Raw genomic sequence first — 13,321 nt, 5'->3', positions numbered from 1 at the left:
CTTTTCTTTTATTCATTAGTAGAAGGGGAGTTCTAGATATTTGTGTCGTACTGATTGCGTTTCGGACAGGTAGAGAGAATCTCTCGGTGTCCGGTATCTTTTACTTCCTCCAAAATCACATCGAAGCCCCATAAGCGATAAACATGTTTCAACACCTCTTCATAACTGTTATCCAATGGAATTCGGTTATGAGGGACGTATTGAAGTGTTAACGAACGATCGCCTCTCACATCCACGTTAAATACCTGAATGTTTGGCTCTAGATTGGCTAAGTTATATTGTGCGGCTAGCGCCTCTCGGATGCGTTTGTAACCCATCTCATCGTGAATGGCGGCAACCTCAACGAAGTTCTTACGATCATCATCATTAATGGCGAAAAGTTTAAAATCTCGCATTAGCTTTGGTGACAAGTATTGGCTGATAAAACTTTCATCTTTGAAGTTATGCATCGCAAAGTGAAGCGTGTCTAACCAATCGGCTCCGGCAATTTCTGGGAACCACTCTTTATCCTCATCGGTTGGCTCTTCACAGATACGTTTTATGTCTCTGAACATCGCAAAGCCAAGCGCATAGGGGTTAATGCCGCTAAAGTACGGACTGTTATAAGCAGGTTGAGCAACAACGCTGGTGTGGCTATGTAGAAATTCGAGAATAAACTTCTCTGATACTAAGCCTTCATCGTAAAGGTGATTCAGAATCGTGTAGTGCCAAAATGTTGCCCACCCTTCATTCATAACTTGGGTTTGTTTCTGAGGGTAAAAGTACTGGCTGACTTTACGGACAATTCGGACGATTTCACGCTGCCAAGGCTCCAGCAATGGCGCATGTTTTTCGAAGAAATAAAGCAGGTTTTCCTGTGGCTCACTTGGGAAACGAATCTTGATATCTTCTTCTTTAGTTTTTGCCTGTGGAACGGTACGCCAAAGTTCGTTCACTTGAGATTGAAGATAGGCTTCGCGCTCTTCTTGACGAGCTTTCTCTTCATTAATAGAGATTTTTTCGGGACGCTTATAGCGGTCTACACCGAAGTTCATTAATGCATGGCATGAGTCAAGTAGTTGCTCAACTTCATGCACCCCGTATCGCTCTTCACATTCCGCAATGTAGTTCTTCGCAAACAAGAGATAGTCAATGATCGAGCTGGCGTCGGTCCACGTTTGGAACAGATAATTGCCTTTGAAGAACGAGTTGTGTCCATAACAAGCGTGAGCGATAACAAGCGCCTGCATCGTGATGGTGTTCTCTTCCATCAAATAAGCGATACATGGGTTGGAGTTAATCACGATCTCGTAAGCCAAGCCCATTTGACCGTGTTTGTAGTTTTGCTCAGTTTGGATGAACTTTTTGCCAAACGACCAATGATTGTAGTTGATGGGCATACCGATACTTGAGTATGCATCCATCATTTGTTCAGAGGTAATCACCTCGATTTGGTTTGGGTAAGTGTCGAGGCGATAATGCTCCGCGACACGCTTGATTTCTTTGTGATAACGCTCCAACAATTCAAACGTCCAGTCTGGGCCGTCTGGAAGCATATTTTCTCTGCGCTTCTTCGAAGCTTCCCCGAAAGGTTTTTCGTTGCGGTATTCATCGCTAGCCTCCTTACGCCGTTTCTTTTTGGAATAGTTCACGGAAGACTGGGAAGATATCCTCCACAGAGCGGATGTTTTTCATGGCAAAGTTTGGGAAGGCTTCAGCAAGCTTCTCGTATTCATGCCATAGCGTTTGGTGTGAGCGTCGGGTGATCTCAATGTATGAATAGTACTGACAGTTAGGAAGCAGTTTATTCACTAGGAGTTCACGGCAACGCGGAGAATCGTCAGCCCAATTATCCCCATCGGATGCCTGTGCGGCGTAGATGTTCCATTGGCCTACAGGATAGCGGTCTTGCACGATTTCGTTCATTAGCTTGAGAGCGCTCGACACAATTGTTCCACCCGTTTCTTGCGAGTAGAAGAACTCATGTTCATCGACCTCTTTTGCTTGAGTATGGTGACGAATGAATACGACCTCTACATTTTCGTAGGTGCGCGTCAAGAACAGGTATAAAAGAACATAGAAGCGTTTTGCGATATCTTTGGTGGCTTGGTCCATAGAACCTGAAACGTCCATCAGACAAAACATGACCGCTTGGCTCGATGGCACAGGGCGCTTCTCATAGTTCTTGAAACGTAAGTCGAAGGTATCAATGAAGGGCACGCTTTCGATTTTCTTGCGCAGATCCTCAATTTCCTTCTTCAGACGATTTTCCTCGAGCTGCTGAGCTGGCTCGATGTTTTTGATGCGAGTAAGCTCATCCTCTAGTTCATTAAGAAGACGCTTTTTACCTGCTGTCATTGCGGTACGTCGAGCAAGTGATTGCTGCAACGAACGCACAATGGCAATGTTGGACGGAATGCCTGCAGTTTGGTAACCCGCACGATGGGTCTTCCATTCAGTTATTTTAGCAATCTGATTTTTTTCAAGATTGGGTAACTCCAAATCCTCGAACAAGATATCGAGATATTCATCTTTGGATATCTGGAAAACAAACTCGTCTTGGCCTTCGCCATCAGGACTCGCATTGCCTTCTCCTGCGCCACCACCTTGACCTCCACCTTTCGGGCGCTCGATTTTGTCACCAGTAATAAATTGGTCGTTGCCAGGGTGCACACGCTCACGTACGCCCCCTTTACCCTGATGAAACATAGGTTCGTTGATGTCTTTGTGCGGTATTGCAACGTCTTCGCCCGTTTCCGTGTTTGTGATCGAGCGTCGATTCACTGCGTCAGCTACCGACTCTTTAATCTGCTCTTTATGGCGTTTCAAGAAGCGCTGTCGATTAACAGCGCTCTTGTTCTTACCATTGAGCCTTCGGTCTATAAATTGCGCCATGAAATAGCCCTCTTCATGTTTCACAAGCGACCTAACTCAAACTGGTTAGGATGACTTACGTACTCGTAGGTACCACTCAGAAAGTAGGCGAACCTGTTTCTCGGTATAGCCTTTTTCCATCATGCGAGCGACAAAGTCGTCGTGTTTCTTCTGATCTTCAGAAGACGTTTTCGCATTGAATGAAATAACCGGAAGTAGCTCTTCGGTATTGGAGAACATTTTCTTCTCGATTACCGTGCGCAGTTTTTCGTAGCTGGTCCAAACTGGGTTCAGACCATTGTTATTGGCTTTCGCACGAAGCACAAAGTTGACGATTTCGTTTCGGAAATCTTTCGGGTTTGAAATGCCAGCGGTTTTCTCGATCTTCTCTAGTTCAGCATTCAGAGAGGCACGGTCAAACAGCTGACCTGTTTCTGGATCGCGGTATTCTTGATCTTGAATCCAGAAATCTGCGTAAGTCACGTAGCGGTCAAAGATGTTCTGGCCATATTCAGAATAAGACTCTAGGTAGGCCGTTTGTACTTCTTTGCCGATGAACTCGACGTAACGTGGTACAAGGTAACCCTTCAAGAACTCGAGGTACTTTTCTGCCATTTCAGAAGGGAACTGCTCACGCTCAACTTGCTGCTCAATCACGTAGAATAGGTGGACAGGGTTTGCCGCTACTTCGGTTTGGTCGAAGTTAAACACACGCGATAGAATCTTGAACGCGAAACGGGTGGAAAGACCGTTCATACCTTCATCGACACCGGCAAAGTCGCGGTACTCTTGGTAACTCTTCGCTTTCGGATCGGTATCTTTCAGTGTTTCACCATCGTAGACACGCATCTTCGAGAAAATGGACGAGTTCTCAGGCTCTTTGAGTCGAGACAGAATACTGAACTGTGCCAAAGTTTCGAGTGTGCTTGGTGAGCAAGGTGCTTTAGAAAGTTCACTGTTTTCAAGTAGTTTCTGGTAGATCTTCACTTCTTCCGATACACGTAAACAGTAAGGGACTTTCACTATGTATACACGGTCTAAGAATGCTTCGTTGTTCTTGTTATTACGGAACGTTTGCCACTCTGATTCATTTGAGTGGGCCAAAATCATGCCGTCGAATGGGATAGCAGATAACCCTTCCGTACCGTTAAAGTTACCTTCTTGAGTTGCCGTCAAGAGAGGGTGTAGCACCTTGATTGGCGCTTTGAACATCTCCACGAATTCCATCAAACCTTGGTTTGCTTTACATAGCGCGCCGGAGTAGCTGTAGGCATCTGGGTCATCTTGTGAAAAGTGTTCAAGCTGGCGAATATCAACTTTACCAACCAATGATGAGATGTCTTGGTTGTTTTCATCGCCGGGTTCAGTCTTCGCAATTGCAACTTGGTCTAGAATAGAAGGACGTACCTTAAGCACCTTGAACTTGGTGATATCACCGCCAAACTCGTGCAGACGTTTTGCAGCCCAAGGTGACATGATAGAGCGTAGGTAGCGATGCTCAATACCGTATTCTTTCTTAAGGATTTCGCCGTCTTCCGAAGCATTAAATAAGCAGAAAGGATGATCATTTACGGGGCTGCGCTCACCATTGGCGCTGAGCACGTAAACTGGCATTTTTTCCATCAGTGCTTTTAACTTCTCAGCCAGTGATGATTTACCACCACCTACTGGGCCAAGAAGGTAAAGAATTTGTTTTCGTTCTTCCAAACCTTGCGCGGCGTGTTTGAGATAAGACACGATCTGTTCGATAGCGTCTTCCATGCCGTAGAAGTCTTTGAAGGTTTCGTAACGAGAGATCACTCGGTTTGAGAAGATGCGGCTCAGTCTTGGATCTTGCGCAGTATCAATGACTTCTGGTTCCCCAATCGCTATGAGAAGTCGTTCTGCTGCATTGGCATAAGCGCTTTTATCGTCCTTGCACAGGGCTAAGAAATCCTGCAACGACATCTCTTCATCTTTTGAAGCTTCATATCTTGATTGATAGTGGTCGAAAATACTCATGTCGCTTTCCCCTTTAATAGTCAGTCTACCGACGAACGTTGACGCAGGCTTACCCACCTTTGATATGTCCTTCGTTGTATGAACTTATACGCCCTGTTATCGCATTTGGTTTGTACCGAACCCCAGTTAGGTCACGCCAAAGGCTTTGCTTTATGGACAATTTTTCACTGCAACGGAGGACGGTGGATAGGTACCTTTCAATCACTCCCTTTCTCATTTTAAGCCTAGTCGGGGATTTCCAATTTTGCTTAACAATTATGAATTTATTGCAAAAGTGACATTTGAATCACTGTTTAATGAGAGAAGAATTTGTGTTGTGAATGACAGTATAAGAAATCAATTATTTGGCGATAAATCGTCGATATCAGTGAATTCTAGGTGGTGTTTGGGAAAGCGTAGAGAAAGCTGACAGGTGAGATTTGATAAAATCGTGACAGGGGAGATGAAAAAAGGAGAGCGTTTACTCTCCTTTTCAAATGCTTAGTGCGTTATGCACTGAAAATTTGCGCCAATTCGTTTGCACACAAATGGTACTGACGAGGGCAGTTGCGCCATGTTTTCAACATGCGCTGGTATTTTTCCTGCATTGGCATTTGGCTGTTGAAGTGGTGATCAGCCTTATCAAATTGAGGATATAGACCTTCAGAATCCACAAGGAAACGAACGTAATGCACTTGTTGGGCTTCTGTTGCGATATCAAAACCAAGGAATTGCAGACGGCGTTGATCGACTTTGCTGCGCTCTTCGTCATCCAGCATCTTGTTAGATTCTTGCATTGCATGGTACATCTCCATGATGTCGATGATTTCACGACATTCAGATTCAGTAATGCAGCCAAAATCTTTGTTCAGTTCGCGCATTTGCAGCTCGTAACCACGTTCTACGATGGTCTGTAGACGCTTGTATTTTGCTGCGCTGCTAGGGTCCATCTGAGACATTAGGTTGTACTGGTTTGATAAGATCAAACGTTGAGCGTTTGACATTTCCATGATGACCTCACTAAATAATCTAATACATTTTTAATGTGCTTAGGTTAACGTTTCAGACGTTACTGAAACATGATCTCAACACATATTTAATATGAAAAATGGCAAGAATTATCAAATTTAGCCAGTTTACAAACAGCGTATGAATGCGTTGTGACATGCTATTTGTGGTAGTGGTTGTATATGTAATCTCGATCCGAGAATACTCTTAACCATTCTGGTTTGAATACGGTTAGGACCGCCAATGACATCCCATTAAGAAGCCCCTCGGGGAAAGCGAGTAATGGTACAAAAACAAAGTAGTTGTGCTGGATGGTTTGCCAGTCGTAATGACCGACTGATAGATGATAAACCGAGTTAATGAGTAGGTGTAAGCTACCGGTTAGTGCTCCATTGAAGAATCCCGCCACAAAAATGAAGACAAAAATATTGCGTGGCAAATATTGATAGCTGAGTAGAAAAACGAGGTAGCTTATTAGTATTGGTACCAGTGCAGAAAGTACGAGCGCACTTGGCAGCATTAATAGAGGAATACTGTGAATCAAGTGATTGATGATCATGGCAGGGATACAGAACAGAAAAGCCATTCGCCAACCGAACATCATGGTTAGCGTTGTCAAAGCAAGAAAGTGGATTTGCAACCCTTCTTTCACACCGGCCTGTGCAGACCACAAAATGCTAAGCAAGAAGAGCGTTGCGAAGATCAAATGTTGAAATGGTTTTTCTTGTTCCATTTTAGGCCAAACGACTGTTCGCCAATCGGGTAGGCAATGCATGATTACAACCCAACCAACAATGATGACCGATACGAAATTAAACCAATCCATGTTTGATATCCTGACTTTTGATTCCTTACGAGCTTTACTTACCGTTTTAAGTGTGTAGTAGGTTTGTATACGTTTAATGTGTCGAGGATAGGGCATCAAATGTTTTGATTTGTTTGGTACTCTCGACGGTAATATGAGTAAAAAAATACCAGCGAATTGCTGGTATTTTTAATTTATTCAATAACCTAATATGACTTAGTATTTCACATTTGGATGGTATTGGGAAAGGATCGATTGGATTTCATCCATCGTTTCTTTCGATGGAGGGTTTACACCATCTAATGGGTAATCAAGCCCTAATGCTTCCCATTTATGCGCACCAAGTTTGTGGTACGGAAGAAGTTCCACTTTCTCAATGTTGTCCATATCTTTGATGAATTCACCAAGCATATGCGCCGCTTCGGGTTCGTCTGTATAGCCCGGAACAACTACGTAGCGGATCCACGTTTTTTGACCGATTTTATGTAGATAGCGAGCGAAGTCTAAAACTCGACGGTTCGAAACGCCGATGAAATCTTGGTGAATTTCGTCTTTCATGTGCTTAAGGTCAAGCATTACAAGGTCTGTCGCTTCAAGCACTTCATCGATAACATCGGTATGTTTGCGGATGTAACCATTGGTATCAAGACAAGTGTGAATACCTTCCGCTTGAGCTGCGCGGAAGAAGTCTCGCACAAATTCTGGTTGAAGCATCGCTTCGCCACCAGAACAAGTAATGCCACCACCTGATGCATTCATGAAATGACGGTAGGTTTTTGCTTCAGCAATAATTTCTTCAACCGTCACTTCTTTGCCGTCATGCGTATCCCAAGTATCGCGGTTATGGCAATACTTACAACGCATTAAACAACCTTGCAAGAAGACGATAAATCGAATACCGGGTCCGTCTACGGTACCACATGACTCAAACGAGTGAATACGACCAGCTGTTGACATCTTTTGCTCTCATTTTTTAATAAATTCTACCCGTTATTTTATTACAAATTGCAGGGTTAAAACAGTCTTGGAGAGGGACGTTGGCGAGATATTGAGCAAAGAAAGCGGCGAATGAAAACTCACACGCCGCACAGGGACTTATATTTAGAAGAACGCAAACAGTGACAGAGAGCCTGTACCATAAACATCAGTTTGTGCTTCTTCATAATCCGGTGTTTTAACGGTAAAGGTTAAGCTCGCGCCGTAGTTTCGGTTATACCAAGCTGCACCAGCAACCGCACTTGCTTGCCAGTTTTGTAACGTAACATCGTATTGATCGGATGGCTCAGGAATGCCTGAACGATCGCCTTCGATGGTAATGTCGTTAAAGCGGTAACGTCCTTCAAAGCCGGTGAACAAGAACCAACTGGATGTACTTTGCGCTAGCATACTCGCGTGGAATGGGCTTTCAACACTGATGTTTGCCGCACCGATACTGTTCGCTAAGTTGGTACCCCAACGGAACATGACACCTTGAGATACATCACTACGGAAGTTACCTGCGTTGATGTCGTTTACGTTAGTAATTTCCCATTGTGTGCTTTTACCTTCGCTGCGCATCAGTTTGTTGAATGCTCGGTAACCAACACTGAATGCGACTTCGTCATCAATTTGGTATTCCCAACCTTGTGGGTCGGTTGAGCCAGTGATGCCGTGAACGATATCTTGGGCTTTATCTGATAGTGAGCTTTCACCTGTTGCCCCGATAGTAAAATTATATCGAACGGCTTGGTCTGCTGTGATCGAGATATAGTTTATTTCGGTGTGTAGGTAGCCAGCGTAAGGACGATCATTAACAAGAGGGTAGTCGGCTTCTATATCACTCGGCGTCCACATTTTGTGGCCTAGTACAAGTTCTACTTTATCGACGTTGGCTTGCCCATTACCGTTTAAACTGAACCATTTCCATTCGCTGTCTTCACGCAGTTTATCGGTCGCGTAAGAAAGGAAAATACCGTTGGTGTAGTCTTGGTCGACACCAAATATGCCATCGTTATCTAAAGTGAAAGAGACGGTAGATTTTGTTGATGCAATCGCAGCAGGCGACAACAAGGCAAGGATAAATAATTTACTGAGTTTCATATACTTCGTTTGCTAGCGTTTTCGGCATCATACGTAAGATCGAGAACAAAGTCTTAGGCAATGTCACAACTTTAGTTCAAGACACAAAAAAAGGCCGATGCTTTACAGCATCGGCCTCTATTTTATCACTCAAAGTGCTAATTCAATCAGTCTTATAGAGACTCAGTGAATGTACGTGCGATTACGTCAGCTTGTTGCTCTGCAGTTAGAGAGTTGAAGCGTACAGCGTAACCAGATACACGGATTGTTAGCTGAGGGTATTTCTCTGGGTGCTTAACAGCGTCTTCTAGAGTTTCGCGGTTAAGTACGTTCACGTTAAGGTGTTGACCACCTTCAATGCCAGCTTCGTGGTGGAAGTAACCATCCATCAGACCTGCTAGGTTAGCACGTTGGCTAACTTCTTCTTTACCTAGTGCGTTTGGCACGATAGAGAAGGTGTAAGAGATACCATCTTTTGCATCAGCAAACGGTAGTTTACCTACAGATGTTAGAGATGCTACCGCACCTTTCTCATCACGGCCGTGCATTGGGTTAGCACCAGGTGCAAAAGGAGCGCCTGCTTTACGACCATCTGGTGTAGTACCAGTTTTCTTACCGTATACCACGTTTGAAGTGATAGTAAGAATAGACTGAGTTGGGATTGCATCACGGTAAGTCTTAAGCTTACGGATTTTAGCCATGAAGTTAGAAACAAGTTCACATGCCATGTCATCAACACGTGCATCGTTGTTACCAAATTTAGGGTAATCGCCTTCGATTTCGAAGTCGATTGCAATGCCATCTTCGTCACGGATTGGTTTAACTTTACCGTATTTGATTGCAGATAGAGAGTCAGCTGCAACAGAAAGACCAGCGATACCACAAGCCATAGTACGACGAACGTCACGATCATGAAGAGCCATTAGAGCTGCTTCGTAGCTGTATTTGTCGTGTGAGTAGTGGATAGCGTTTAGTGCAGTTACGTACTGCTTAGCTAGCCAATCCATTAGGTTGTCTAGGCCAGCCCAAACTTTGTCGAAGTCTAGAACTTCGTCAGTCATTGGTGCAGTCTTAGGACCCACTTGCATTTTAAGCTTCTCATCTACACCGCCGTTGATAACGTAAAGTAGAGTTTTCGCTAGGTTTGCACGAGCGCCGAAGAATTGCATGTGCTTACCGATAACCATTGGCGATACACAACAAGCGATAGCGTAGTCATCGTTGTCGAAATCTGGACGCATTAGGTCGTCGTTTTCGTATTGGATAGAAGAAGTATCGATAGATACTTTCGCACAGAACTTCTTGAAGCCGTCAGGTAGCTGCTCAGACCAAAGTACAGTGATGTTTGGCTCTGGAGAAGGACCCATTGTGTATAGTGTGTTTAGGAAACGGAAGTTAGTACGTGTAACTAGTGTACGACCGTCAACACCCATACCACCCATAGATTCTGTTGCCCAGATTGGGTCGCCAGAGAATAGCTCATCGTACTCAGGAGTACGTAGGAAGCGAACCATACGTAGTTTCATTACGAAGTGGTCGATCATTTCCTGAGCTTGTTCTTCAGTGATGATGCCAGCTGCGATGTCACGCTCAACGTATACGTCAAGGAAAGTCGAAGTACGACCTAGAGACATTGCTGCGCCGTTTTGAGATTTAACAGCAGCTAGGTAGCCGAAGTAAGTCCATTGGATAGCTTCTTGAGCTGTAGTCGCAGGAGCAGAAATGTCGTAGCCGTAAGATGCTGCCATTTCTTTCATTTGACCTAGTGCACGGTGCTGTTCTTGAATCTCTTCACGAAGTTGCATCGTCATTTGTAGATCTTCACCAGACTCTAGCTTCTCTTGAGTAGAGTGGAATTGAGCTACTTTGTCTTTGATTAGGAAATCTACACCGTATAGAGCTACACGACGGTAGTCACCGATGATACGACCACGACCGTATGCATCTGGAAGACCAGTTAGAACACCAGACTTACGACATTTTAGGATGTCAGGAGAGTAAACATCGAAAACACCTTGGTTGTGTGTTTTGCGGTACTCAGAGTAGATTTTAGAAACTTGTGGATCAAGCGTACGGCCGTATGCTTTACAAGAACCTTCGATCATACGTACGCCGCCGTTAGGCATGATTGCACGCTTAAGCGGAGCTTCAGTTTGTAGGCCTACGATAGTTTCTAGGTCTTTGTTAATGTAACCAGCATCATGTGAAGTGATGGTAGAGATAACAGAAGTATCGAAATCAACAGGTGCGTGAGTCGCGTTTTCCTGCTTGATACCTTCCATTACTTTAGCCCAAAGCTTGTTAGTCGCTTCAGTACCTTCAGAAACTAGGAAAGATTCGTCGCCTTCGTACGGAGTGTAGTTCTTCTGAATGAAATCACGAACGTTTACTTCGTTTTGCCAGTCGCCTGCAGCAAAACCTTCCCAAGCTTTAGCAAATTGCTCTGCCATGACATACCTACCTTTGTAGTAGAAAAAAATACGTACTGGTTCGCCGTTGAGCCAGCTATCTCCACTTCCACATGGAGAACAGTACACTCTTAATGAATAACAATATTTATAGTCTTAAATAAGAAGAATAGGGCGATAAAACTATAAATATTGTCACTGTTACTAATGTGGGTTCTTCCCAACCACAATTCAAGGCTACACTAAAAAATTTTTGCAAACCTTAAACTAAATCAATAAATACTAAAAAATAGCGATAAAAATGGGGTAGCGACGAGCGCTACCCACACAATTTTTGAACGAATGTCATTATAGCCAAGCTTTAATGCCATATTGTCCTTCTAGCATACCAACTGCAAGCATAGCGACTAAACAGACGACAAGTACACCTACAGGGATCACAATCTTATCTACAAATGACAGACGTGATGCACGCTCTTTGTCACCAATCAGACCGTTGTTGTCTAGAAGCATAGTCAATGCCCAAGCCAGTACTGGGTTAACTACCGCAGAACCGAAGATACAGATACCTGCTGCTTGAGAGTCTTTAGAGTCTTTCACCATCTGCATACCTGCTTCAAGTAGAGGTAGAGATACACCTACTAGAAGAGCAACACGCATTACTGGTGGCCATACTGCTACATCCATTGGGAAGCCAAGAATCGCGACGATGATACATAGAGAGCCGAGCAGGATTGCACCGCCAGGGATAGGGCGTTTCGCAATTGCTGCTGGGATCATGTACGTACCCCAAGATGACGTAATGTTACCACCACCTACAGCAGTACCAACCATTTGACGAACCGAACACATAGTCATTGTGTCATCAACGTCCATCAGAACTTTTTCAGTCTTTTTAGGGTAGTTCAGTTCTTGGAAAATACGGTGACCAAGGAAGTCTGGAGACCACATCGCTACAGCAAGAATTGCAAACGGTAGTGAAGCAATGAAGTGTTCTACATTTGGTAGACCAAGCATCCAACCTTCTTCTGTGCTACCCCACCAGTAGATTGGGTTTAGGTTCGGAAGACCTGTTTCAGTAACGAATTTGATGTCGAAACCAGCACCAAGTACAAGTGCAATGACGAGACCCGTGAAAGCACATACTGGGATGGCTAGCCAACGTTTATTAACTTTAGCAAGGAAAGCATATAGACCGATAGTAACCGCGAGAACGATTAGGCCAATGTAGCCCATACTGCCTGCGGCAACCGTATCCGATTGCAAACCAACTGCCCAAGCTTGGATTGAGTTGATTTGGCTCATGGTACCTGTTAGGCCTAAGAAGATGAGTAGGCCCCCAGCTGTACCCTCTGAAGTGAGGTTTACGAGTTTTGAGCCACCTTTTAGTAAGCTCAAAATCAAACCAAACACACCGATTAGGATTGCCAATGCAAGAGGATGGGCACCCGCAAGAGCGATGGTACCAATAAGAGGGATCATTGGACCGTGGTTACCTGCTAGGTTGGCTTTAGGGTTAATAAAGCCAGAAGCAAGAATACAGAAAAGGAGTGCAGGGATTAGCATTTCTACACGAGCAACTTCGATAGCAAAATCTTTGCCTAAGTTAACGTGGTCCCATGCAGCAGTAAGACCTTCAGCCCAAGACATCATTACCGCAGAGTACATTGCGATAATACCGATCGTACCAGCAAGCGCTGGAACAAGGTCTTCAAGCTCAAAGCGGAAGTCACGACCTGGCAAGTTTAAGCCAAAACGGCGTGGCTTCATGATTTGTAGTTCGTGGTCTAGGTAGTCTGAACGGCTTGCGAACTCAGATGATGGACGATGAAGCTCGCGGTAGCTTTTAGTCTCGATATCCGAATCAGAGTGCGCTTTATTCACTGCGTCTGACATAGATTCCTCATATATTTAAAAGTTATGAATTCTAAATTGAATTGTGTTTTTCCGCTTCCTGCGGCACTTCCTATGCTAGCTATTATTAGATTTTGTTGCACGAATACCACGTGCCTAAGCATAGCTAATAACTCATTGTGTTGAGGCACAAAAAATTCCTCATCATCGTGGCGGAGTCTAGCAAGATAGCCCTTTGGGGTGATTGATTTAGATCACTTTAAGAATAGATGTGAAAGAAAACTACAGAAAGTGTCTGGCATGCGAATGACTTGGTTGTTTAGTGTGTAATTCGATTACACAAGTTGCATAAAAT

The 13,321-nt window shown here is 44.2% G+C and carries 9 protein-coding genes; all 9 read right to left on the bottom strand.

Annotated features, from left to right (window positions below; all coding sequences use genetic code 11):
- Positions 1–32: 32 nt before the first annotated feature.
- On the bottom strand, positions 33–1,535 hold the full coding sequence (locus tag C1S73_RS05510; RefSeq protein ID WP_167391659.1) for a SpoVR family protein: 1,503 nt from the start codon (positions 1,533–1,535) through the stop codon (positions 33–35).
- A 67-nt stretch (positions 1,536–1,602) separates the two neighbouring features.
- The gene (locus C1S73_RS05505) at positions 1,603–2,874 is read right to left on the bottom strand and encodes a YeaH/YhbH family protein (RefSeq protein ID WP_038866690.1); all 1,272 of its coding nucleotides are present in this window, start codon (positions 2,872–2,874) and stop codon (positions 1,603–1,605) included.
- Between the two features lie 45 nt (positions 2,875–2,919).
- Positions 2,920–4,854 (bottom strand): PrkA family serine protein kinase, encoded by a 1,935-nt coding sequence (locus C1S73_RS05500; protein WP_038867152.1) that lies wholly within the window; start codon positions 4,852–4,854, stop codon positions 2,920–2,922.
- Positions 4,855–5,342: 488 nt separating this feature from the next.
- Positions 5,343–5,843 carry a YfbU family protein gene (locus tag C1S73_RS05490; protein ID WP_038866692.1) on the bottom strand — a complete coding sequence of 167 codons (501 nt, stop codon included), beginning with the start codon at positions 5,841–5,843 and terminating at the stop codon, positions 5,343–5,345.
- Between the two features lie 158 nt (positions 5,844–6,001).
- Positions 6,002–6,667 (bottom strand): energy-coupling factor ABC transporter permease, encoded by a 666-nt coding sequence (locus tag C1S73_RS05485; RefSeq protein WP_038866694.1) that lies wholly within the window; start codon positions 6,665–6,667, stop codon positions 6,002–6,004.
- 195 nt (positions 6,668–6,862) lie between these two features.
- Entirely contained in the window at positions 6,863–7,603 is a 741-nt protein-coding gene (gene pflA, locus C1S73_RS05480) for a pyruvate formate lyase 1-activating protein (RefSeq protein ID WP_038866696.1), read from the bottom strand.
- A gap of 144 nt (positions 7,604–7,747) precedes the next feature.
- The gene (locus tag C1S73_RS05475) at positions 7,748–8,725 is read right to left on the bottom strand and encodes a lipid A deacylase LpxR family protein (protein ID WP_038866698.1); all 978 of its coding nucleotides are present in this window, start codon (positions 8,723–8,725) and stop codon (positions 7,748–7,750) included.
- 152 nt (positions 8,726–8,877) lie between these two features.
- Entirely contained in the window at positions 8,878–11,154 is a 2,277-nt protein-coding gene (gene pflB / locus C1S73_RS05470; protein WP_038866700.1) for a formate C-acetyltransferase, read from the bottom strand.
- Positions 11,155–11,460: 306 nt separating this feature from the next.
- Positions 11,461–13,008 carry a DUF3360 family protein gene (locus C1S73_RS05465; RefSeq protein WP_038866702.1) on the bottom strand — a complete coding sequence of 516 codons (1,548 nt, stop codon included), beginning with the start codon at positions 13,006–13,008 and terminating at the stop codon, positions 11,461–11,463.
- Positions 13,009–13,321 lie beyond the last annotated feature (313 nt).

Source organism: Vibrio jasicida 090810c (genome assembly GCF_002887615.1).
GTDB classification, from domain to species: domain Bacteria; phylum Pseudomonadota; class Gammaproteobacteria; order Enterobacterales; family Vibrionaceae; genus Vibrio; species Vibrio jasicida.
Note: the sequence above shows the minus strand (reverse complement) of the source record. Positions and strands in the feature narration are given on the sequence as shown.

Bases quoted from the DNA above. Each gene is read 5' to 3' on its own strand.
- C1S73_RS05510 (WP_167391659.1), bottom strand. From the start codon at position 1,535: ATGCTTCCAGACGGCCCAGACTGGACGTTTGAATTGTTGGAGCGTTAT.
- C1S73_RS05505 (WP_038866690.1), bottom strand. From the start codon at position 2,874: ATGGCGCAATTTATAGACCGAAGGCTCAATGGTAAGAACAAGAGCGCT.
- C1S73_RS05500 (WP_038867152.1), bottom strand. From the start codon at position 4,854: ATGAGTATTTTCGACCACTATCAATCAAGATATGAAGCTTCAAAAGAT.
- C1S73_RS05490 (WP_038866692.1), bottom strand. From the start codon at position 5,843: ATGGAAATGTCAAACGCTCAACGTTTGATCTTATCAAACCAGTACAAC.
- C1S73_RS05485 (WP_038866694.1), bottom strand. From the start codon at position 6,667: ATGGATTGGTTTAATTTCGTATCGGTCATCATTGTTGGTTGGGTTGTA.
- pflA (WP_038866696.1), bottom strand. From the start codon at position 7,603: ATGTCAACAGCTGGTCGTATTCACTCGTTTGAGTCATGTGGTACCGTA.
- C1S73_RS05475 (WP_038866698.1), bottom strand. From the start codon at position 8,725: ATGAAACTCAGTAAATTATTTATCCTTGCCTTGTTGTCGCCTGCTGCG.
- pflB (WP_038866700.1), bottom strand. From the start codon at position 11,154: ATGGCAGAGCAATTTGCTAAAGCTTGGGAAGGTTTTGCTGCAGGCGAC.
- C1S73_RS05465 (WP_038866702.1), bottom strand. From the start codon at position 13,008: ATGTCAGACGCAGTGAATAAAGCGCACTCTGATTCGGATATCGAGACT.